Here is a 21842-nt window from a genome sequence, read left to right on the forward strand (position 1 = left end):
ATGGCAACAGAGTTGACTCCGGTTCCTGTTTCGGCCACTCATAATCCGCTCCGGCCGCCAGTCGAGCGGCGTCTCGATCGCATCGCTGGCCCCAGCAGTCTCGTGCTGTTCGGCGTTACGGGCGATCTCAGCCGAAAAAAGCTCCTGCCGGCCATTTATGATCTGGCCAATCGCGGCTTGCTCTCGCCCTCGTTCGCACTGGTTGGTTTTGGCCGCCGCCAGTGGAACGACGATGAGTTCCGCAGTTTTGTGCTCGAGAGTGTTCGCGCCCATGCGCGTACCGAGTGGAATGAAGAAGTCTGGCGACAGCTGGCCGCTGGCGTGCGTTTCGTGAGCGGTGAGTTCAACAGCGATGCGGCGTTTAATGAACTCACCCGAGTGCTCGGCGAGCTCGACCGTGATCGTGGAACCCGCAGCAACCACGCCTTCTATCTGTCAATTCCGCCGCGCTCGTTCGCCGCCGTTACCGAGCAGCTGCGCCGCTCGGGCCTGGCCGAATCGGTCGGCGATCAGTGGCGCCGGGTGATTATTGAAAAGCCGTTCGGTCACGATTTGGCCAGCGCCCGCGAGCTCAACAACATCATTGAGTCGTGCTTCCCGAGCGATTCGATCTTCCGCATCGACCACTATCTCGGTAAAGAGACGGTGCAAAACCTGTTGGCGCTGCGCTTTGCAAACACCATGTTCGAGCCGCTGTGGAATGCGAACTGGGTGGATCATGTCCAGATCACCATGGCCGAAGATATCGGCGTTTCTGGTCGCGCTGGCTACTACGACGGGGTCGGCGCTGCCCGCGATGTAATCCAGAACCACCTCCTGCAATTGCTGGCGCTCACCGCGATGGAAGAACCGCTTTCGTTCACCGCCAAAGATCTGCGTGCCGAAAAAGAAAAGGTGCTTGCGGCGGTGCGGCTCGGTGATGATCTCGGACTCACCACAGCCCGCGGCCAGTACGGCAGCGGCTGGCAGGGCGGCGAACGCGTATGCGCCTTCCGTGAAGAAGAGGGGATGAACCCCGAGTCGCTCACCGAAACATATGCCGCGATGCGCCTGCAAATTGATTCGCGTCGCTGGCAGGGGGTGCCGTTCTATCTGCGCACCGGTAAACGGCTTGGCCGCCGCGTTACCGAAATTGCGATCACTTTTAAGCCGGCGCCCGTGCACCTGTTTGCTCCTGCCGAACGTGCCTCGCTCGGGCCCAACGCCCTCGTGATTCGCGTGCAGCCCGATGAGGGCGTGACAATGCGTTTCGGTTCTAAAGTGCCGGGTGCTCGGATGCGCGTGCGTGACGTGACCATGGATATGGGCTACGGACACGCCTTCACCGAGTCGAGTCCTGAGGCTTATGAGCGGCTCATCCTCGACGTGCTGCTGGGTGACCCGCCCCTTTTCCCGCGACACGAAGAGGTGGAGCTATCGTGGCGCATCCTCGACCCTATTGAGGAGTACTGGGCAGCGGCCGGAGCACCCGAAATCTATCGTCCCGGTTCTTGGGGGCCGGCGTCGGCGGATGCGCTGATGCGTCGTGACGGACGGATGTGGAGGCGCCCGTGATTATCGAACTGACCAACACCACCACCTCGCAGATCGCCCGCCGACTCGTTGAGGTGCGTGAGGAGGGCGGCGCGCTGGCGCTCAGCCGAGTGCTCACACTCGTTGTTGTTAACGAAAACACGGTGGATGAAGAAGCCATTCGCGCCGCGAATGAGGCCAGCAGCGAGCACCCGATGCGCGTCATCGTGATCCACACGAGTCCCGATGCCGAAACCCAGTTGGATGCCGAAATCCGTGTCGGTCGCGATGCCGGTGCCGGTGAGGTCGTGGTGCTGCACGCCAGTGGCGAGGCAGCTGCAGACGCCGAGACGCTCGTGCAGGGCCTGTTGTTGCCGGACGCGCCCGTGGTGGTTTGGTGGCCTCGCTGGGCCGGCGGCTCGCCCTCGACGACTCCCCTGGGACGTTTGGCGGCCGTGCGTATTGTTGATGAGGCTACCAACCAGCTACCGCACTGTGCCTCAACACTCGAGCGGTTGCGGCGCCTGGCCGCCGATTTTCACCCCGGGGATGCGCACCTCGACTGGACCCGCCTCACCGGCTGGCGTGCACAGCTGGCGGCGGTGCTCGATCAACCACCGTTTGAGACGGTGCTGGGCGCCCGCGTCGTTGGCCGTGCCGGCAGTACGGTGCCGTTGCTGATGTCGGCGTGGCTGCAGCACTTCCTTGAAGTTCCGGTTGAAATTGTGCCAATCGCCGATGAGACCGATGAGCATCTCAGCGCCAACAGCCGTGTGAACCTCTATTCGGTCACGCTGCAGCGCAACTCGGGATCGTTTGTGTTCGAACGTATTGCTGCCGACACGCTGCGGTTTAGCCAGGAGGAGCAACCCGAGCAGCTCATCCCGCTGCCGGTGCGTACGGTCACCGAAGTGCTCACCGAAGAACTTCGTTCACTGGCCCCCGATGAGGTGTACGCCGATGTGCTGCTTCGTGGTGTTCCGCGCCTGCAGCTCGATGACCACCACGGCGCGCAATAATTAGCGCGCCAGCCCCGAACACATCCCCGCTCACCACCCAGATGGAGGATCTGATGTCGCTGCGCGACGCTGCTCTCGTCCACGCGCCCACCCCGGCGGCTGCGGCCGCAGCTCTCGTTGACGATGTACTCAACTGGTTGATTCGCCGTGCCGAAGCTCCCGAAAACATCCAGATCGCGGTCTCGGGTGGCTCACTCGGAGACGTGGTGTTGCCGCAGCTTTTCCGTGCCGGCACTGCCGCCGGTTTTGATTGGCAGCGGGTGCACTTTTGGTTCGCCGATGAACGATTTCTGCCCGTGCAGGATCCCGAACGCAATGCCACGCTGCTGGCAGCTGCGCTAGCTGAGGCTGCCGATGTGCATCATGAGCAGGTGCACGAAGTGCCCGCAGCAAGTGCTGTGGTGAATGTGGCGGCCGCAGCGGCCCGCTACAGTGACGAAATCGCTCGCACGCTGCCCGCGGATGCATCCGGTACTCCGCAATTTGATGTGATGCTGCTCGGGATGGGTCCCGACGGACACACTGCATCACTCTTCCCCGGTTTGGCCGGGGTCGAGGTGACCGACCGGGTTGCGATTGCGGTGCACGACTCCCCTAAGCCGCCCGCCGAACGGGTATCGCTAACGCTGCCGCTGATCAATGCATCCCGGATGGTGGCGGTGTACGCAACCGGGGCCGGTAAACGCGACGCGCTGGCGGATGCGCTCGGCGAAAACCGGGAAAATTATCCGATTGCTCGGATTGCCGCAAAAGAATCGCTGCGGCTATATGCCGACGATGCCGCGCTCAGCTGAGCGTAGCTCGCCCGCTACGCCAGGCCGGGGGTCTGGTACTTGGTGATAATACCCATCAGCACAATGATGAGTGCCCAAAACACGAGCACCCAGGTGGTGATGCGGTTGAGGTTTTTTTCGGCCACACCCGATGACTGTGCGCTCGAGGTAATCCCGCCACCAAACATGTCGCTAATACCGCCGCCCTTACCGCGGTGCAGCAGCACAAGCAGCACGAGCAGCACGCTGGTGATAGCGAGCAAGACTTGCAGGATGATGAGGAAGATGTCCACAGAAACCTCTTGTTTACGGATGGCACCGAATGCTGTTACGAGGCCTGCCCGGAGCCAGACCTCGTAACAGTCTAACGGTGATACGCCACAGAAAACGACTACGCGCCCACGTGGTGCCGGAATCGAACGATCGAAGCGAAATCTTCAACGTTCAGGCTGGCGCCTCCCACGAGAGCACCGTCAATATCCGGTTCGCGCATGAGCGCAGCGACATTGTCAGGTTTGACCGAGCCACCGTACAGAATCCGCAGCTGTGCGGCACGCTCGGCGCCAAAGCGCTCGGCGAGTGCAGCTCGCAGCGCCTGGCACACTTCCTGGGCCTGCTCGACACTCGCGACCTTCCCGGTGCCAATTGCCCACACTGGTTCGTAGGCGATTACCACTTCGGCGTCATTCGCAACATCTGCCAGCGCCGCCTGCATCTGCGCCACCGCGACCTCGGCCGGGTGATCGGTCGCTTCGCGCTGCTCGAGCGTTTCGCCAACGCACAGCACCGGCACCAGTTCATGGCGTAGTGCTGCCTGCACCTTCGCGGCGCACACCTCGTCGGTTTCGCCGTGAATCGTGCGACGTTCTGAATGCCCCACAAGCACGTAGCTGCAGGCGAGGCGCTTCAAAAAATCGCCCGAAATGTCACCGGTGTAGGCACCCGAATCGTGCGGCGACAGGTCTTGGCCGCCGTAGCGGACGCCGAGCTTGTCGGCGTCCACCACGGTCTGGACCGAACGGATGTCGGTGAATGGCGGAAATACCGCCACCTCAACATCCTGATAGTCGTGCCCGGCATCTTTCAGGGTCCATGCGAGCTTCTGGACGAGAGCGATCGCCTGCAGGTGATCGAGATTCATCTTCCAGTTGCCCGCCATGAGCGGGGTGCGCTGCGTTACCATCCCAGCACCTCGAGGCCCGGTAGGCGCTTGCCCTCGATGAGTTCGAGGCTCGCACCGCCACCGGTTGAGACGTGGCCGAACTCGTCATCCGCGAAACCGAGCGTTCGCACCGCAGCGGCCGAGTCGCCGCCACCCACCACCGAAAGCCCGTCGACCTCGGTGAGCGCCTGCGCAACGGCCTGGGTGCCGTTGGCAAATGCCGGGAATTCGAACACACCCATCGGACCGTTCCAGAACACCGTTTTCGAGGTGCGAATCGCCTCAGCGTAGGCCCGAGCAGTTTCGGGGCCGATGTCGAGACCGATGCCCTCAGCACCGAACTTCGATGATTCGATCGCGTCTGCTGCAACCACCTCGTGGTCGGCATCCGCGGCAAATTTTTCGGCAACGACAATATCGCTGGGCAGCAGCAGCTCAACGCCGCGTTCAGCAGCCTCGTCGATATATCCCTTGACAGTGTCGAGCTGTTCGGCTTCCAGCAGCGACTTGGCCACGGCGTGACCCTGAGCTGCCAGGAAGGTGAAGAGCATCCCGCCGCCGATAACCAGGCGATTCACCCGCGGAAGCAGATTTTCAATGACTCCGAGCTTGTCCGACACCTTCGAACCGCCGAGCACCACGGTGAACGGAGTTTCGGGGTCGTTTACCACGCGACCAAGCTTTTCTACCTCGTTGGCAACGAGGTAGCCGGCAGCTGATGGTAGCGCCTTGGCGAGGTCGTACACCGACGCCTGCTTGCGGTGCACAACACCGAAGCCGTCCGAAACATAGGCGTCACCGAACTTCGCGAGTTCAGCGGCAAAGGCTTCGCGTTCGGCATCGTCCTTGCTGGTTTCGCCGGGGTTGAAGCGCAGGTTTTCAAGCACCACGACTTGACCGTCAGCCAGGTTCGCCACCGCTTCCTGGGCGCTCTCACCCACGGTGTCGGCCGCGAGCACAACATCCTGACCGAGCAGTTCGCCGAGACGGGTTGCCGCGGGCGCGAGCGAAAACTCGGGCTGCGGGGTGCCCTTCGGGCGACCGAGGTGTGAAATGACGATGACCTTGGCGCCCTGTTCGAGCAGTGCTCGCAGCGTGGGCAGCGAGGCACGCACGCGTCCGTCGTCGGTGATCTCGGTGCCGTCGAGCGGCACGTTGAGGTCGCAACGCACGATCACGCGCTTACCGGCGAGGTCGCCGAGGGTTTCCAGCGTACGCAGAGCCATTGCTAGTTCCTTCCCTAGAGGTTCGAAGGTGTCGAAGCGGTGGGTTGTTAGAGGCGTTCAGCGATGTAGGCCGAGAAGTCCATGAGACGCTCGGTGTAACCCCACTCGTTGTCGTACCACGACGAAATCTTGACCTGGTTGCCGATAACGCGAGTCAGCGGTGCATCAAAAATCGACGAGTGGTGTTCACCGATGATGTCGCGCGAGACGATCGGGTCTTCGTTGTACTTGAGGATGCCCTTGAACTCGCCCTCGGCAGCTACCCGGAACGCCTCGTTCACCTCTTCGACGGTGAGCTCCCGCTCGGTGACGATCGTGAGGTCGGTGATTGAACCGGTCTCGACCGGCACGCGCAGCGCAAACCCGTCGAGTTTGCCTGCCAGCTCGGGCAGCACCAGGCCGATGGCCTTAGCAGCACCCGTGGTGGTCGGGATGATGCTCAGCGCGGCCGCGCGAGCACGACGCAGGTCGCGGTGCGGTGAGTCTTGCAGGTTCTGGTCAGCGGTGTAGGCGTGCACCGTGGTCATCAGACCCGAGACGATACCGAAGCTGTCGTTGAACACCTTGACGATGGGTGCGAGGCAGTTGGTGGTGCATGAAGCGTTCGAGACGATGTGGTCGGTTTCGGGGTTGTAGTCGGTGTGGTTCACACCCCACACGAAGGTGGGAGCACCAGCTCCCTTGGCAGGAGCCGAGAGCAGCACCTTCTTGGCGCCAGCGTCGATGTGGGCCTGCGACTTAGCCGGGTCGTTGAAGCGGCCGGTGCACTCAAGCACGAGCTCAACGCCCAGTTCGCGCCACGGCAGCTTAGCCGGGTCGGCTTCGGCGAGTGCGTGCACCTGGCGGTCGTCCACGTAGATGTTTTCGTCATCGTGGCGGATGTCGTTGGGCAGCACACCCGAGGTCGAGTCGTACTTCAGCAGGTGAGCAAGAGTGTGGTTGTCGGTGAGATCGTTGATGGCAACCAGTTCGAGGTTGGGGTGGCTGCCGTCGAGTAGGGCACGGGCGTAGCTACGTCCGATACGGCCAAATCCATTGATCGCGATCTTGGTCACAGGATGCTCCTAGGTGTTGGGAGTGTGCGTTTCTGGTTGAGGTAACGCGGTATTGACCCCGGATTGACTCCGGGGCCAGGTTAGCGGGAAAACGCAAACTCGGTTCCCAGCTTTTAAGCCCGCATACCCGCGGCTATCGAGTTCGGGTCAGGCGGCCGACCAACTAGATCAAATCTTCGTGCTCAAGCGCCGTTTCGGTGTCGGGAATCCCCTGCTCAGCGGCCTTTCGGTCGGCGAGGGCCAGCAGCCGACGGATGCGCCCGGCAACTGCGTCCTTGGTCATCTGCGGTTCAGCCTGACGCCCCAGCTCGTCGAGCGATGCATCCCGATATTTCAGCCGCAATTCACCGGCATAGCGCAGGTGCTCGGGCACATCGTCACCGAGAATTTCAAACGCCCGCTCCACACGCGCGCAGGCGGTCACGGCAGCCTGCGCCGAACGGCGCAGATTCGCGTCATCAAAATTGACGAGCCGGTTTGCTGTTGCTCGGGTTTCGCGACGCTGTCGGTTTTTCTCCCACTCGGCCAGCACTTCTTTCGCTCCGAGCGCCGACAGCATGGCACTAATCGCTTCGGGCTCACGGATGATCACGCGATGTGCGCCGCGCACTTCCCGCGCCTTCGTCGAGATGCCGAGCCGTGCTGCCGCACCCACGAGAGCCATGGCCGTCTCTTGGTTGGGGCAGGCGATTTCAAGTGACGCCGAGCGGCCGGGCTCGGTGAGCGTGCCGGCTGCCAGGAAAGCACCTCGCCACACAGCCACGAGCGTTTCAGCCTGACCGATCGCGAGCCGGTTTGGTAGACCACGAACGATTTGACCGCGGTTGTCCATGAGACCGGTTTGGCGAGCGAGGGTGTCACCTTTTTCGAGCACTCGCACCACGAAGGTTTTGCCCTCGCTACCAACCTGCTTGCTCACCCGTGGGCGGGCGGCAAACAGGGCGCTGAGCTCGGTGGCCAGCCGCAGGGCGGCTTTTTCGTCGCCGAGTTCAGCCTCGATAACATACTGGTTCGAAATTCGTTGCAGGCCGCCGGCAAAACGCAATAGGCTCGACACCTGAGCAGCCCGAGCCTGTGTACTACCCGGGTTCACCGAAGAGATCTCACGCTTCACCTGCGCGGTCAACAACAATTGGTTTCCTGCTTTCTCATCACTCGGTAGTTCCGCCTGAGTTGCGGCTACCGCTTTGTCTGCTCGTGCTTTGGCCGATGACGCGGTGCGAACATCCGGTTGTTATCGGAGCGCAGCCAGATCTATTCGCGACCAAGATCGCGGTGTCGCACTTGGACGGCGACATCATCGCGCTCACGAAGAATACTCGCAATTCGCTCGGTCATGGCTACCGAACGGTGTTTTCCGCCCGTACAGCCGATGCCGATGAGTGCGTGCCGCTTATTTTCTCGCTCGTAACCATCCAGCACCGGCCCAATGAGCTGGCGGAATGCGGCGAGGAACTCTTCAGCCCCATCCTGTTCGAGCACATAGTCACTCACCTGCTTGTCACGGCCGTTGAACGGTCGCAGTTCTTCAATCCAGAACGGGTTCGGCAAAAACCGCATATCGAACACCAAGTCGGCATCGGCGGGAATGCCGTACTTAAAACCGAAGCTGGTCACCGACACCTGGATGCGGTTTTCATCCGGGTCTCCGAAGCGCTCAAAAATTCGCCGCGCCAGCTGGTGCACGTTGAGCTCGGTGGTGTCAATGACCATATCAGCGATGCTGCGGATTTCGCTGAGCCGTTCGCGCTCGCGTCGAATACCCTCAAGAACGGTGCCGCCCTCTTGCAACGGATGCGGCCGCCTCGAGTGTTCGTAACGGCGCACCAGCCGCTCATCGGTAGCGTCAAGAAAAACCACGTCGACATCGTGGTTTTCACGCAGCGTCTTCATAAAGTCGGCAAAGCCTTCGAGAAGTCGGCCACCGCGGATATCGACTGCCACCACAAGCTTCGGAATAGAGCCGCTCGCGTGCGTGGCAATATCGCTCAGCGGCCGAATCATCTGCGGTGGCAGATTGTCGACTACAAACCAGCCCAGGTCTTCAAACGCCTTGCAGGCGGTAGAGCGCCCGGCCCCCGACATACCGGTAACAATGACCAGCCGCTGTCGCTCATCATCCACCGAACATACCGATGTGTCTTCCATACTTCCCCCTCAGCTGCAGGCAGTAGCTAAAGCGTACCGACCTCACCCGCGCTTCCGCTCCGAGTTTAAACCTCAGCTTGAGACTGATTTTTTAGTTCTCTGGGCTGCCGAGAGCGTCATGGATTGCTTTGGCGGTTGTTTCTCCGATGCCCGGCACCTCACACAGCTCGGCTATGGTCGCCTGTCGCAGTTTCGCCACCGAACCGAATGTGCGCAGCAGCGCTGCAATCCGTGTGGGTCCGAGCCCCTGCACCGTTTCGAGCTGCGACCGAATATCCCGGCGTCGCGATTTGCGCTGTGCCGTGATCGCAAACCGGTGGGCCTCGTCGCGCAGCCGCTGCACGAGAAAGAGCGCCTCCGATGAACGGGGCAGGATAACCGGAAAATCATCATCCGGTAGCCACAGTTCTTCGAGCCGTTTTGCGATGCCGACCACGGCGAGCCCGGACACCCCAGACTCTTCGACGGCGCGCTGTGCAGCAGCCACCTGCGGTTGCCCGCCGTCAATAAGCAGCAGCTGCGGCGGATAGGCAAATTTTGATTTTTGTTTCGCTGCCGCCGCATCCACGCCAGAATCTGCCGTGGCCCCAGCGTCGGCTTCTGGCTCGACAAGATATGCCAGGCGTCGCGAAAGCACCTGGTGCATCGCATCCGTATCGTCTCGAGCCGCGGCGATATTGAAGCGGCGATAGTGGCCGCGCTTGGGAAGCCCATCCTCGAACACCACCATCGATCCGACGATGCCGGTGCCCTGCAGATGCGAAATATCAAAGGCCTCGATCCGCAGCGGCGCTTCGCTCAAGCCGAGGACCCGTTGCAAATCATTGAGTGCGTCAGTGCGCGCAACATAGTCGGCGGTGCGCTTCAATTTGTACTGTTTCAGCGACTCGGCCGCGTTGGCATAGGCACTGCGCGAAAGGTCTGCCAGCGCCCCACGCTGTGCCTGGCGCAGCTCAACCTTTGCACCGCGTATTTGGCTGAGCACATCGGCAAGCGCTTCGGCATCATCGGGGAGTTCCGGCACCACCACGACGCGTGGCGGAACCTGCTCGAGTTCGCCATACACTTCTTGCAGCATCTGTTGAACCAGCACCGGATGCTCCACATCAAGTTCTTTATCGAGCACCCACCCGCGTACCCCGCGCACGCGCCCTTTGCGCACGGTAAACAGCTGCACTGCGGCAGCAAGTTCGTCGTCGGCAAGCCCGAATACGTCCGCGTCAGTTGAGTCGGCAACCACCACGGTTGATTTTTCGAGCACGGTGTTGAGCGCGAGCACCCGGTCGCGAAGTTTGGCGGCATCTTCAAATCGCAGTTGCTCGGATGCCTCCCGCATTTGCCGTTCAAGATCTTCCACTATCGACCGGTCATAGGTCTCCATGAAGTGCACAAATTCGGCGACGATTTTGTGGTGTTCTTCGATGCTGACCTTTTGCGAGCAGGGGCCGCCGCATTTGCCAATTTGCCCGGCGAAGCAGGGTTTGCCGGTCAGCATGGCGCGACGATAGTTGCTGTCGTTGCAGGTGCGGATGGGAAACACCCGAATCATCAGATCGATCGCTTCGTTCACCGCCCACACTTTTGGATACGGTCCGAAATAGCGTGCGCCGCGGATTTTGCGGTTGCGGGTGACCATCACCCGCGGTGCCTCATCAGCCAGGGTGACGGCCATGAACGGATATGATTTATCGTCTTTGAGCCGCACATTGAACGGTGGCGAGAGCTCTTGAATGAGCGCGTATTCAAGCTGCAGTGCCTCGACTTCATTCCGCACCACGGTCCACTGGACATCGCAGGCTGAGGTGACCATCCGGCGGGTGCGCTCAGGCAGTGTTGCCGGCGGGGCGAAATAGTTTTGTAGCCGCTGCCGCAGCCGCTTGGCTTTACCCACATAGAGCACCCGACCCGAGGCATCAATAAAGCGATACACACCTGGTTTATTGGGAATGTCTCCGGTGCGGGGCCGCCAATCCAGAGCTTCAGTCATGACGCATCATTCACTACGACTTTTGCCGCGCGACCGGCTTCGCGCCGGTGTAACCATCTCGGCGAGGAACTGACCGGTGGCACTATCGGCGACAGCAGCAACCTGCTCTGGGGTTCCCGTAGCAACAATTTCGCCACCGCCGGCACCACCCTCGGGACCGAGATCGATCACCCAGTCGGCGCATTTAATAACGTCCAGGTTGTGTTCGATGACGATAACAGTGTTGCCTTTTTCGACTAGGCCCTCGAGCACCACCAGCAGCTTGCGCACGTCTTCGAAGTGCAGCCCGGTGGTGGGTTCATCCAGCACATAAACCGTGCGCCCGTTTGAGCGCCGCTGCAGTTCGGTTGCCAGCTTCACGCGCTGCGCCTCACCACCCGAGAGCGTCGTTGCTGATTGTCCGAGTCGCACATACCCCAACCCCACATCAACCAGCGTCTGCAAATAGCGGTGGATAGCGGTGATGGGTTCAAAAAACTCGGCCGCGTCAGAAATCGGCATCTCGAGCACATCTGAGATGGTCTTGCCCTTGTAGTGCACCTGTAGGGTTTCGCGGTTGTAGCGCTTGCCGTCGCACGCCTCACATTTGACGTAGACATCCGGCAAAAAGTTCATCTCAATCTTGATCGTGCCGTCACCGCGACACTCTTCACACCGGCCGCCCTTGACGTTGAACGAAAAGCGGCCGGCCTGGTAGCCGCGCGCCTTCGCTTCTGGCGTTTCAGCAAACAGGTTCCGGATGCGGTCGAACACCCCCGTGTAGGTGGCTGGATTCGAGCGCGGGGTGCGGCCGATCGGGGCCTGGTCAACATGCACGACCTTGTCGAGATGTTCGATACCGGTCACTCGCGTGTGTTTACCCGGAACCTGTCGGGCGCCATTGAGCCGGTTGGCGAGCACCTTTTCGAGCACATCGTTCACGAGCGATGATTTCCCGGAACCTGAGATACCGGTCACTGCGGTAAAAACGCCCAGGGGGAAGTCGACCGTGACATTTTTGAGGTTGTTTTCACGGGCACCCACGACCGTGAGCTTGCGTTTCGGGTCGACCTTGCGCCGCTTCGCAGGCACCGGGATGCTGCGCCGGCCGGCGAGATAGTCACCGGTGATCGAGGCCTCGTTTTTGAGCAGCTCGTCATAGTTACCAGAGTGCACGACCTCACCGCCGTACTCCCCCGCTCCCGGGCCGATATCGACGAGCCAATCCGCAGCCCGAATCGTGTCTTCATCGTGTTCGACCACGATCAGGGTGTTCCCGAGGTCACGCAATTTGATGAGCGTGTCGATCAATCGCCGATTATCGCGCTGATGCAAACCGATCGAGGGCTCATCAAGCACGTAGAGCACACCCGTGAGTCCGGCACCAATCTGTGTTGCCAACCGGATACGCTGCGCCTCACCACCCGAGAGCGTACCCGCTGATCGCGCCAGATCGAGATAGCTCAGCCCGACCTCGGTGAGAAAGCTCAGCCGCGAACGCAGTTCGCGCAGCACCTGGGCTGCCACCTGCTGCTCGCGCGGAGTGAGTTCGAGGTTGTCAAAAAAGGCCAGCGCCTCGTCGAGCGACATCCAGGTGACATCCGCGATTGATTTGCCCTGGATGGTGACGGCCAGCACCTCGGGGCGCAGCCGCGCGCCCTGACATGTGGCGCACGGCACTTCACGCAGATACTGGCGCCACCGGTCGCGGGCGGTGTCTGATTCTGCCTCGGCGAATTGCCGTTCGAGGTAGGGCACGACCCCCTCGAATCCCGATGAGTAGGTGACGTTGCGGCCGTATCGATTGCGGTACCGCACCCGCACCTTGTGGTCTTTGCCGTGCAGCAGAGCGTGCTGCACGTCCTTCGGGAGTTTGCGCCAGGGAGTGGTGAGCGAAAAGCCAAGTTCATCGGCAAAGCCGCGCAGCAGCCGATCAAAATACTGGTAGAGCGATTTCCCCTGCGACGACCACGGCATAATCGCGCCCTCGGCGAGGGATGCATCCGGATCGCCGATAATGAGTTCCTCATCCACCGACATTCGCGTGCCGAGACCATCGCAGGTTGGGCAGGCACCAAAGGGTGCGTTAAACGAGAAGGTGCGCGGCTCAATTTCGGCGAGCGCCAGGTCGTGATTGTTTGGGCACGAGAGCTGCTCTGAAAACGTGATGGTGCGCTCGGAATCGTCGCTGTCGCGATCGACAAAATCAATCGTGACCCGCCCATCGGCCAATCGCAGCGCGGTTTCCAGCGAGTCGGTGAGCCGGCCGAGCAGGTCGTCTTTGGCGGCGAGACGGTCAACGATCACGGAAATATCGTGTTTGTACGATTTTTTGAGCGTCGGCGGGTTCGTCAGCTGCACTCGTTCGCCATCGACAATCGCACGGGCAAACCCCTGCTGTGACAGTGACGAGAACAGCTCGACAAACTCGCCCTTTTTTTGCTGCACCACCGGGGCCAGAATCTGATAGCGCGTCCCGGTGTCAAGCTCCATCAAACGGTCGGCCATCTGCTGCACGGTGGCCGCCGCAATTTGTTCACCGCATACGGGACAGTGCGGGGTCCCAACTCGCGCCCACAGCAGACGCATGTAGTCGTAAATTTCGGTGATGGTGCCAACGGTCGAGCGCGGGTTGCGGTTGGTTGATTTTTGGTCGATCGAAACCGCGGGGCTCAGCCCCTCGATGAGGTCAACATCGGGCCGGTCAACCTGCCCCAAAAACATGCGCGCATATGACGAGAGCGACTCGACATAGCGGCGCTGCCCCTCAGCGAAAATCGTGTCAAAAGCCAGCGATGACTTCCCCGACCCCGAAAGCCCGGTGAACACAATCATTTTGTCGCGGGGAACCGTAACCGACACATTTTTGAGATTGTGTACCCGTGCATGCTGCACGTGCAGCACAGGGGTCTTGGCTTGGTTGGGAGACATAAACGCAGATTCTGGCACCAAACCAGGGTACGTCGCCACAATTAGAATTGGTCGGTCCGCCGCACATCAGCGAGCCAGATCTGCCCCGATCCAAAAAGAGGCAAACCCGCAAGCCACTTCCCAATAACCGAGCTACGCTCGCCTGGTTACTCTCACAGGACTAACGCTGCTCGTCGGCAGCCGCCAGCTGGCCGCAAGCGCCGTCAATTTCTTTACCGCGGGTGTCGCGCAGCGTCGTCGGTACGCCCTTGGCACGCAGCCGTTCCACGAACTCTTCGGTGGCTTCCGGAGTTGACCGAGTCCAGATCGAGCCCGGGGTGGGATTCAGCGGGATCGGGTTCACATGCACCCAGCCGCGACCGCGCGCGTTGAGTTTGTCGGCCAGCAGGTCGGCGCGCCAAGCGTGGTCGTTCATGTCTTTAATGAGCGCGTACTCAATTGACACCCGGCGACCGGTCTTGTCGAAGTATTCGCGGGCCGCATCCAGCGCTTCATCCACCTGCCACCGACTATTGACCGGGATGAGATCATTGCGCAACTCATCGTCTGGGGCGTGCAGCGAGAGCGCGAATGTGAGCGGCAGTCCCTCATCCGCGAGTTTACGGATGGCGGGCACGAGGCCAACCGTCGATACCGTAATCCCGCGCGCCGACATGCCGAGCCCCTCGGGAACCGGGTCGACCATCCGGTGGATCGCATTCATGATGCGCTTATAGTTGGCGAGCGGTTCACCCATCCCCATGAACACAATGTTGTTCACTCGCTCGGGTACGCCATCCGCGCGCACTCCCCCGAGCTCACCGCCGGCGATCGCCCGGTTGGCCTGCACGATCTGGTCGACAATCTCGGCGGTGGAAAGATTACGCGTCAGACCGTTTTGTCCGGTGGCACAGAACGGACAGTTCATCCCGCATCCCGCCTGCGAAGAAACACACAGCGTGATCCGCCCCGGATAGCGCATGAGCACCGACTCGACGAGCACGCCGTCGAAACAGCGCCACAAAAATTTAATGGTGTTGCCATCATCGGTGCGCAGTCGGCGCACCTCGGTGAGCAGCGTCGGCAGGGTCTGTGACACCAGCTCATCGCGATCTTTCGCTGGCAGATCGGTCATATCTTCTGCCCGGTCGGTGTAATGCTGGAAGTAGTGTGTCGAAAGCTGCTTCGCCCGAAACGCCGGAAAGCCGAGTTCTTTTAGCCACTCCTGCCGCTCGGTCATGGTGAGATCCGCCAGGTGGCGGGGCGACGGCTTCACGCGCCGCTTGGCGGCGAATTGCAGCTGCGGACGCCCGTCCGGACCCATCGGCTGCACCCACCCCTCGGCGGTGGGACGCACCTGGGGTCGGTCACTGCGGGGCTGCTGAGAGCGGGTCTGGCGGCTAGTTTCGTTTCGCATCCTCTCCAGTATCCCGGATGCGCTGCAATCTTGCCGGGTTTTGGTCCAGTTAGGCGTGGCCCGCTTTTTCGATCTGCCGCAGCTCCTTTTTCATCTCGGCAAGCTCATCACGCAGCCGCGCCGCCAACTCAAATTTGAGTTCGCTCGCGGCCTGCAGCATCTGCTCGTTGAGGTCGTGGATGATCGCCTCGAGCGTCTCCGCTCCCTCGGCGCCGATCCCCTCACGACGCAGATTCGGGGTGGTGCTGCGGCGATCGTCACGGGAACGCCTCGAAAGCAATTCTTCGGTGTCGTGTCCCTCACGAATGAGCACCTCGGTGATGTCGTTGATTTTTTTGCGCAGCGGTTTCGGGTCAATGCCGTGTTCTTTGTTGTACGCCATCTGTTTGGCACGACGGCGCTCGGTCTCTTCGATCGCAACCCGCATCGCTTCGGTCTCTTTATCGGCATACATGTGCACCTCGCCCGAAACATTTCGAGCAGCACGCCCGATCGTCTGGATAAGCGAAGTAGATGAACGCAAAAAGCCTTCTTTATCGGCGTCAAGAATTGCCACCAGCGACACCTCCGGCAGGTCGAGCCCCTCGCGCAGCAGGTTGATACCCACCAGCACGTCGAACTGCCCCGCACGCAATTCGCTGAGGAGCTCCACCCGCTTGAGCGTGTCGACATCCGAGTGCAAATAGCGCACTTGTACACCGTTTTCGGCGAGAAACTCGGTGAGGTCTTCGGCCATCCGTTTAGTTAGTGTGGTGACCAGCACCCGCTCATCTTTTTCGACTCGCACACGAATTTCTTCGAGCAGATCATCAATCTGTCCCTTCGTGGGCTTCACAACGATCTTTGGATCGAGTAGGCCGGTGGGGCGAATAATCTGTTCGACCACACCATCCGCCTGAGACAGTTCGTATTTGCCGGGAGTTGCCGACAGATAGACGGTCTGGCCAATACGTTCTTTGAATTCATCCCAGCGCAGCGGCCGGTTATCGAGGGCTGAAGGCAAACGGAAACCGTATTCGACCAGGGTGCGCTTGCGTGAGGCATCCCCCTCATACATCGCACCAATCTGCGGCACTGTCACGTGCGATTCGTCGATCACCAGCAAAAAATCATCCGGGAAGTAGTCGAGCAGACAGTGCGGTGGCTCGCCCCGGTGCCTGCCATCAATATGCATCGAATAGTTCTCGATGCCCGAGCAAAATCCGATCTGCTCCATCATTTCGAGATCAAATTCGGTACGCATCCGCAGCCGCTGCGCTTCGAGCAGCTTCCCCTGCGATTCAAACTCCTGCAGCCGCTCGGCAAGTTCGGTACGGATACCGTCCATGGCCCGATGCATCACATCCTGGCTCGCCACATAGTGAGATGCCGGAAACACGCTCACCGAGTCGGCCTCACGCACAACGTCCCCCGTGAGCGGATTGAGCATACTGATCGCATCCACTTCGTCACCAAAAAGTTCGATGCGAATGGCGAGCTCTTCATACACCGGAATAATCTCGATGGTGTCACCACGCACCCGAAAAGTGCCGCGCTCAAACGCCACATCGTTGCGGCTGTACTGCATCGCCACAAATTTGCGGATGATCTCGTCACGGTCGACGAAATCCCCCACGTGCAGCGCCAGCATCGAGTCGTAGTACTCCTCGGGTTTACCGAGACCGTAGATGCATGAAACGGTCGACACCACCACCACATCACGACGCGAAAGCAGCGAGTTGGTGGTCGAATACCGCAGCCGCTCAACCTCATCGTTAATCGACGAGTCTTTTTCGATGAAGGTGTCGGTTTGTGGCACATAGGCTTCGGGCTGGTAGTAGTCGTAGTACGAGACGAAATACTCAACCGCGTTATTCGGCATGAGCTGCCGAAACTCATTCGCCAGCTGCGCGGCAAGCGTTTTGTTGTGCGCCATGATGAGCGTGGGTCGCTGCACCTGCTCAATCAGCCAGGCCGTCGTCGCCGATTTACCCGTACCGGTTGCGCCCAAAAGCACCACGTCTGTCTCACCTGCGTTGATTCGCTGCGCGAGCTCAGCAATCGCCTGCGGCTGGTCACCGGAGGGCTGATATTCGCTCACCACTTCAAACGGGCGCACAAGTCGGGTTGGTTCCATATGTTCAGCCTATGCCGCCAACCTGATGCCAGCCGCGCAATCAGTACACTCGAGACATGGTTGCCGCGCCCGATCCGAATCTCCACAGCGCCCCGGCGTACAGCGTGCTGGCAGACGATGTCGAGCATGAGCTCGAGGTCAAACGCTCGCGGTTTATCACCTATCTCGGCCGGGTTGAACAGGAGGATGAGGCTCGCGAGTTTATCGAGCTGATTCGCCAAGAACACCGCACTGCCCGCCACCACTGCTCGGCGTTTGTGCTCGGCGCGAGCCGCCAGCTCCAGCGCTCAAACGATGACGGCGAGCCGTCCGGCACCGCCGGTGCCCCGATGCTCGAAGCGCTCACCGGATTTGTGGGGCCGGGCACAGCTGTGGCTGATGTGTCTGACACGATTGCGGTGGTGGTGCGCTATTTTGGCGGCGTGCTGCTCGGAACCGGCGGACTGGTGCGCGCCTACGCCGACTCTGTTACCGAGGCGCTGGCCACGGCACGCTTTATTACCCGCCAGCAAACGCGAAAGTATACGGTGACAGCACCGCTTGATGCTGCCGGTCGGTGGGAAAACGAACTGCGCAGCGAGGATGTCGCGGTACTCGGCACCGACTACGACACCGCCGATGTGCGGTTCACACTCGGAATCCCGGACGCACCGGACGAGGTGGCCGCACTCGAGGCTGAAATTGCCGCGCTTTCGCAGGGCACGGCCGACCTCGAGCTGCTGGACACCGGCTGGGTTGATCTGCGCTAGCTCTTACCGATTAGCTTTCGTCGCTGCGCTCTTCTTTTGGGATCGTGATTGGCGCCGTGTCGTAGCTCACTTCATCAATCGTCGCGAGCTCACCGGCGCGTAGTCGGGCGTACAGTTCATCCACCTGGTCGAGCGTCTCAGCAAGCTGCCGGGTGGTGTCAATCACCACATCCGCGATCACGCGGCGCTGTTCATCGCTCACCTGCGCGTCAATGCGGGCCTGCGCCTCTTCGCGGCTCATCGCTCGGGTTTCCATGAGCCGTTCAAGACGAACCGATGCCGGTGCATCCGCCACCCAAATTTCGTCATAGTCAAAATTGGAGCGGTTTTCGGCAAGCAGCGGAATATCGTGCACAAAAATTGTGTCGGGCTCTTCGGCGCGGATGCGATCAATACGTTCGTTGGTCACGCGGCGAATTTCGGGATGCGTAATGTCGTTGAGCGCGGCGAGGGCATCGTCATCGTTAAAAACGATCTCGGCGAGTGCCTTCCGGTTGAGGCTGCCATCTGCTTCAAGCACTCCCTCACCGAACCGCTCCACGATGGCGCGCAGCGTCGGGGTGCCGGGTTGCACGATTTCGCGGGCCACTTCATCGGCGTCGATGATGAACGCTCCGAGCTCACGAAGTCGGTTCGAAATAGTGGTCTTCCCAGAGGCGATCCCTCCGGTGAGTGCGATTGTCGTCACTGGAACCTCCTTAGGGCCGGGCCACGCACCGATGCGAAGCAAACTTCCTTGTCATGCCAGACTACTCCCGAGGAGACAAAACATGCTGGAAACACTCACTGGGATCGGGCTTGCTTCGGCGGCAGGTCTCAACGCCTATATTCCGTTGCTCGCCATCGGTCTACTTGGTCGGTTCACCGATCTCGTTTCGCTACCGGCGGGATGGGCGTGGATCACGAACGACTGGATGCTCATCCTGGTTGCGGTACTCGGCACCATCGAACTCATCGCCGACAAGGTTCCAGTTGTCGATTCGATCAACGATGTGGCGCAGACCGTCATTCGGCCCGCTTCCGGTGGCATCGTCTTTGGTGCTGGCACCGCCGCCACCACAACTGCCGTCGCTGATCCGGGTGGCCTGTTCACCGAGCAAACGTGGATCTCAGTGGTTGTCGGCATTGTGATCTCGTTGAGCATTCACCTCGCCAAGGCCTCTACCCGAGCCGCAGCCACCACGACAACAGCTGGTGTCGTCACGCCGGTGATCTCCACCGGTGAGGATGCCATGAGCATTGGTTTTGTTGCGGCAGCACTATTGGCTCCGGTTCTGGTGCTCCTACTGTTCGCGGCACTCATCCTGCTCGCGTTGACGTTCGTACGGATGCTCCGCATACGGCGTCGAACTCGCCGCGAGCTTGCCGCAAGGCCCGCTTAGTCAAGCCCTCCGGTCTCACTAGACGCAACGCCCTCGGCTTCACACCAATGAGCAACCTCATCAAGTGCAACGGCGAGCCGATTGGGACAAGACACCATCGGCCAGTGACCAGAGTCGATATCAACAAGCTTGATTCTTCGTATCTGCGTGAGTTCAGGTACTTCGCCGCCGTCGATCCAAGCACGCGCTTCGGCGGGTGAAAACTCTGGGCAAATGATCGTCACCGGTATCCCAAAGCGGTCGGGGTTACAAAGTGAGACTGCCGACTGGCTCACTGTTGCGGCGACCGGTCGCAGCGCTGCTTGCAGCCGAAGTTTTGTCTCTTCGTTGAGATCGGCCGAGTCGGGGCCCGAAAATGGCTCCCAACCAGGGAACTGCATCCACCCGTCAACCGCTGGAAAGAAGTCAGCGTAGCTCGCACCGTCGGGTTGCGGGATACCACCTATGAATGCGACACCGGCGATCCGATCGCCCGCGACATCAGCCACCATCCATGCCAGTGTTGCCGCTGCGGAATGACCCACCACAAGTGGACGGTTTGCTTCGTCAATACGAGTTAGTGCCGCATCGAGTTGATCGCTCAGCGTGGCGGCACCGTTGTCGTCGTCTTGACCCGGCAAATCGACAACGAGTGCTCGGTGTCCGAGCTCCGCCAAGGGGGAAACCGTCGGAGCCCACTCATGAGACGGTAACCAAAGCCCGCCAATCAGCACAATGTCCATCACTCGCTCCTTGCCCAGATGAAGGTGTCGAAGGCGAATCTAGTGGTGCCATCTGAGAGGAAATTGCGACTGAGACACGTGGATTTGACGCAGATTCGCCGGTGGAAAACCACTTCGGGGGGCAGTTCGTGAAGAACTGCCCCCCGAAGTAAAAGCGGCAATGCCGTGAAGCTAGCGACTAGTGGCCAGCCAGCTTCTCGCGCAGCGCAGCGAGCGACTCATCGTCGGCGAGAGTGCCGAAGCTGTCATCCGACTCGCTCGAGAACGAACCCTGCGGAGCCTCGGTAGCGACCGGCTCGGCAGCAAGGGCCTTACGGACCTGCTCCTTGTGAGCTTCCCAGCGACCCTGAGCCTGAGCGTACTCCTGCTCCCAAGCCTCACGCTCGGCTTCGAAGCCTTCCATCCACTCGTTGGTTTCGGGGTTGAAGCCCTCGGGGTACTTGTAGTTGCCCTGCTCGTCGAACTCGGCGAGCATGCCGTAGGTGGCGGGGTCGAAGTCGACGCCGTCCGGGTCAACGCCCTCGTTCGCCTGCTTGAGCGAAAGCGAGATGCGGCGACGCTCGAGGTCGATGTCGATGATCTTGACGAAGAGCTCTTCGCCCACCGAAACGACCTGGTCGGCGGTCTCGATGTGCTGGTTCGACAGCTCCGAGATGTGAACGAGGCCCTCGATGCCGTCGGCGACGCGCACGAACGCACCGAACGGAACGATCTTGGTGACCTTGCCGAGCACGATCTGGCCGATGGCGTGGGTGCGAGCGAGCACCTGCCACGGGTCTTCCTGGGTCGCCTTCAGCGAGAGCGAAACGCGCTCGCGGTCCATGTCGACCTCGAGCACCTCAACGGTGACTTCCTGACCAACCTCGACAACCTCCGAGGCGTGGTCGATGTGCTTCCAGCTGAGCTCCGAGACGTGGACGAGACCGTCAACGCCGCCGAGGTCGACGAACGCACCGAAGTTAACGATCGACGAAACGACACCCTTGCGCACCTGGCCCTTCTGGAGCTGGTTGAGGAAGTTCGCGCGGGTCTCCGACTGGGTCTGCTCGAGCAGCGCACGACGCGAAAGCACCACGTTGTTGCGGTTTTTGTCGAGCTCGAGAATCTTCGCCTCGATCTCCTGGTTGAGGTAGGGAGTGAGGTCACGGACGCGACGCAGCTCGATCAACGAAGCGGGGAGGAAGCCACGCAGACCGATGTCAACGATGAGGCCACCCTTGACCACTTCGATGACAGTACCGGTAACGACACCGTCCTCTTCCTTGATCTTCTCGACGTCACCCCAGGCGCGCTCGTACTGTGCGCGCTTCTTCGAGAGGAGCAGACGACCTTCCTTGTCTTCCTTCTGGATGACCAGGGCCTCGATCTCGTCACCGAGTTCGACAACGTCGTCGGGGTCGACATCGTGCTTGATCGAGAGTTCGCGCTGCGGGATAACACCCTCAGTCTTGTAACCAACGTCGAGGAGCACCTCGTCGCGGTCGATGCGAACGACGGTACCCGAGATCAGGTCGCCGTCGTTGAAATACTTCATAGTCTGTTCGACCGCGGCGAGGAAATCATCCGCAGTCCCAATGTCGTTAACTGCGATCTGCTTGTTCGCCTGATCGGTCGTGGGATTCGTCATGTAGGTCGTGCTCCAGAGGATGGATAGGGTCGGCTGGACTGCAGCAGTGGCGGGTTTG

At 60.6% G+C, this 21842-nt stretch carries 18 protein-coding genes; 5 read left to right on the forward strand and 13 right to left on the reverse strand.

Features of this window, described 5'->3' with window-relative positions; translation table 11 throughout:
* From zwf to pgl, 3 genes are read left to right on the forward strand one after another with little or no spacing between them, the layout of a single operon-like run.
* Complete coding sequence (gene zwf, locus PV375_RS08385; RefSeq protein ID WP_332106913.1) at positions 1-1554, forward strand: glucose-6-phosphate dehydrogenase; 1554 nt, start codon at positions 1-3, stop codon at positions 1552-1554.
* Positions 1551-2531: a glucose-6-phosphate dehydrogenase assembly protein OpcA gene (locus PV375_RS08390; RefSeq protein ID WP_332106914.1), complete on the forward strand. Its 981-nt coding sequence runs from the start codon at positions 1551-1553 to the stop codon at positions 2529-2531. The genes zwf and PV375_RS08390 overlap by 4 nt, the downstream gene beginning before the upstream one ends.
* Before the next feature lie 53 nt (positions 2532-2584).
* Positions 2585-3325 (forward strand): 6-phosphogluconolactonase, encoded by a 741-nt coding sequence (gene pgl, locus PV375_RS08395; RefSeq protein WP_332106915.1) that lies wholly within the window; start codon positions 2585-2587, stop codon positions 3323-3325.
* A 14-nt stretch (positions 3326-3339) separates the two neighbouring features.
* Here pgl and secG read toward each other — a convergent pair whose 3' ends face one another.
* The 10 genes from secG to uvrB form a co-directional block, all read right to left on the reverse strand.
* The gene (gene secG / locus PV375_RS08400) at positions 3340-3597 is read right to left on the reverse strand and encodes a preprotein translocase subunit SecG (protein ID WP_201516961.1); all 258 of its coding nucleotides are present in this window, start codon (positions 3595-3597) and stop codon (positions 3340-3342) included.
* 98 nt (positions 3598-3695) lie between these two features.
* On the reverse strand, positions 3696-4487 hold the full coding sequence (gene tpiA, locus PV375_RS08405; protein ID WP_332106916.1) for a triose-phosphate isomerase: 792 nt from the start codon (positions 4485-4487) through the stop codon (positions 3696-3698).
* Complete coding sequence (locus PV375_RS08410; RefSeq protein WP_332106917.1) at positions 4481-5692, reverse strand: phosphoglycerate kinase; 1212 nt, start codon at positions 5690-5692, stop codon at positions 4481-4483. Before PV375_RS08410 ends, tpiA begins: the two co-directional genes overlap by 7 nt.
* A 47-nt stretch (positions 5693-5739) precedes the next feature.
* The gene (gene gap, locus PV375_RS08415) at positions 5740-6747 is read right to left on the reverse strand and encodes a type I glyceraldehyde-3-phosphate dehydrogenase (RefSeq protein WP_201516958.1); all 1008 of its coding nucleotides are present in this window, start codon (positions 6745-6747) and stop codon (positions 5740-5742) included.
* Between the two features lie 163 nt (positions 6748-6910).
* Entirely contained in the window at positions 6911-7879 is a 969-nt protein-coding gene (whiA, locus tag PV375_RS08420) for a DNA-binding protein WhiA (RefSeq protein WP_201520762.1), read from the reverse strand.
* Between the two features lie 122 nt (positions 7880-8001).
* Entirely contained in the window at positions 8002-8895 is an 894-nt protein-coding gene (rapZ, locus tag PV375_RS08425; RefSeq protein ID WP_332106918.1) for an RNase adapter RapZ, read from the reverse strand.
* A gap of 91 nt (positions 8896-8986) precedes the next feature.
* On the reverse strand, positions 8987-10882 hold the full coding sequence (gene uvrC, locus PV375_RS08430) for an excinuclease ABC subunit UvrC (protein WP_332106919.1): 1896 nt from the start codon (positions 10880-10882) through the stop codon (positions 8987-8989).
* Positions 10883-10888: 6 nt separating this feature from the next.
* The gene (gene uvrA, locus PV375_RS08435; RefSeq protein WP_332106920.1) at positions 10889-13792 is read right to left on the reverse strand and encodes an excinuclease ABC subunit UvrA; all 2904 of its coding nucleotides are present in this window, start codon (positions 13790-13792) and stop codon (positions 10889-10891) included.
* Between the two features lie 160 nt (positions 13793-13952).
* Positions 13953-15188 (reverse strand): 23S rRNA (adenine(2503)-C(2))-methyltransferase RlmN, encoded by a 1236-nt coding sequence (gene rlmN, locus PV375_RS08440; RefSeq protein WP_332106921.1) that lies wholly within the window; start codon positions 15186-15188, stop codon positions 13953-13955.
* Positions 15189-15237: 49 nt separating this feature from the next.
* Positions 15238-17304 (reverse strand): excinuclease ABC subunit UvrB, encoded by a 2067-nt coding sequence (gene uvrB / locus PV375_RS08445; protein ID WP_332106922.1) that lies wholly within the window; start codon positions 17302-17304, stop codon positions 15238-15240.
* 56 nt (positions 17305-17360) lie between these two features.
* Between uvrB and PV375_RS08450 the strand changes: the two genes are divergently transcribed.
* Complete coding sequence (locus tag PV375_RS08450; protein ID WP_332106923.1) at positions 17361-18053, forward strand: YigZ family protein; 693 nt, start codon at positions 17361-17363, stop codon at positions 18051-18053.
* A gap of 10 nt (positions 18054-18063) precedes the next feature.
* On the opposite strand, the gene coaE is transcribed toward PV375_RS08450, so the two are convergent.
* Positions 18064-18741, reverse strand: coding sequence for a dephospho-CoA kinase (gene coaE / locus PV375_RS08455; protein ID WP_332106924.1), 678 nt, complete (start codon positions 18739-18741; stop codon positions 18064-18066).
* Between the two features lie 82 nt (positions 18742-18823).
* Between coaE and PV375_RS08460 the strand changes: the two genes are divergently transcribed.
* Positions 18824-19435 (forward strand): DUF4126 domain-containing protein, encoded by a 612-nt coding sequence (locus tag PV375_RS08460; RefSeq protein WP_332106925.1) that lies wholly within the window; start codon positions 18824-18826, stop codon positions 19433-19435.
* Here PV375_RS08460 and PV375_RS08465 read toward each other — a convergent pair.
* A complete protein-coding gene (locus PV375_RS08465; protein WP_332106926.1) occupies positions 19432-20157 on the reverse strand; it encodes an alpha/beta fold hydrolase in 726 nt (241 codons plus the stop codon). The two genes, PV375_RS08460 and PV375_RS08465, sit on opposite strands and share 4 nt — an antisense overlap.
* A gap of 178 nt (positions 20158-20335) precedes the next feature.
* Positions 20336-21784, reverse strand: a complete 1449-nt coding sequence (gene rpsA, locus PV375_RS08470) for a 30S ribosomal protein S1 (RefSeq protein WP_201516949.1) — start codon at positions 21782-21784, stop codon at positions 20336-20338.
* Positions 21785-21842: the final 58 nt, after the last annotated feature.

Source organism: Gulosibacter sp. GYB002 (assembly GCF_036577665.1).
Taxonomy (GTDB): Bacteria; Actinomycetota; Actinomycetes; order Actinomycetales; family Microbacteriaceae; genus Gulosibacter; species Gulosibacter hominis.

Coding starts and splice junctions, on each gene's coding strand:
- zwf (WP_332106913.1), top strand. CDS start 1: ATGGCAACAGAGTTGACTCCGGTTCCTGTTTCGGCCACTCATAATCCG.
- pgl (WP_332106915.1), top strand. CDS start 2,585: ATGTCGCTGCGCGACGCTGCTCTCGTCCACGCGCCCACCCCGGCGGCT.
- tpiA (WP_332106916.1), bottom strand. CDS start 4,487: ATGGTAACGCAGCGCACCCCGCTCATGGCGGGCAACTGGAAGATGAAT.
- PV375_RS08410 (WP_332106917.1), bottom strand. CDS start 5,692: ATGGCTCTGCGTACGCTGGAAACCCTCGGCGACCTCGCCGGTAAGCGC.
- rapZ (WP_332106918.1), bottom strand. CDS start 8,895: ATGGAAGACACATCGGTATGTTCGGTGGATGATGAGCGACAGCGGCTG.
- uvrC (WP_332106919.1), bottom strand. CDS start 10,882: ATGACTGAAGCTCTGGATTGGCGGCCCCGCACCGGAGACATTCCCAAT.
- uvrA (WP_332106920.1), bottom strand. CDS start 13,792: ATGTCTCCCAACCAAGCCAAGACCCCTGTGCTGCACGTGCAGCATGCA.
- rlmN (WP_332106921.1), bottom strand. CDS start 15,188: ATGCGAAACGAAACTAGCCGCCAGACCCGCTCTCAGCAGCCCCGCAGT.
- uvrB (WP_332106922.1), bottom strand. CDS start 17,304: ATGGAACCAACCCGACTTGTGCGCCCGTTTGAAGTGGTGAGCGAATAT.
- PV375_RS08450 (WP_332106923.1), top strand. CDS start 17,361: ATGGTTGCCGCGCCCGATCCGAATCTCCACAGCGCCCCGGCGTACAGC.
- PV375_RS08460 (WP_332106925.1), top strand. CDS start 18,824: ATGCTGGAAACACTCACTGGGATCGGGCTTGCTTCGGCGGCAGGTCTC.
- PV375_RS08465 (WP_332106926.1), bottom strand. CDS start 20,157: ATGGACATTGTGCTGATTGGCGGGCTTTGGTTACCGTCTCATGAGTGG.
- rpsA (WP_201516949.1), bottom strand. CDS start 21,784: ATGACGAATCCCACGACCGATCAGGCGAACAAGCAGATCGCAGTTAAC.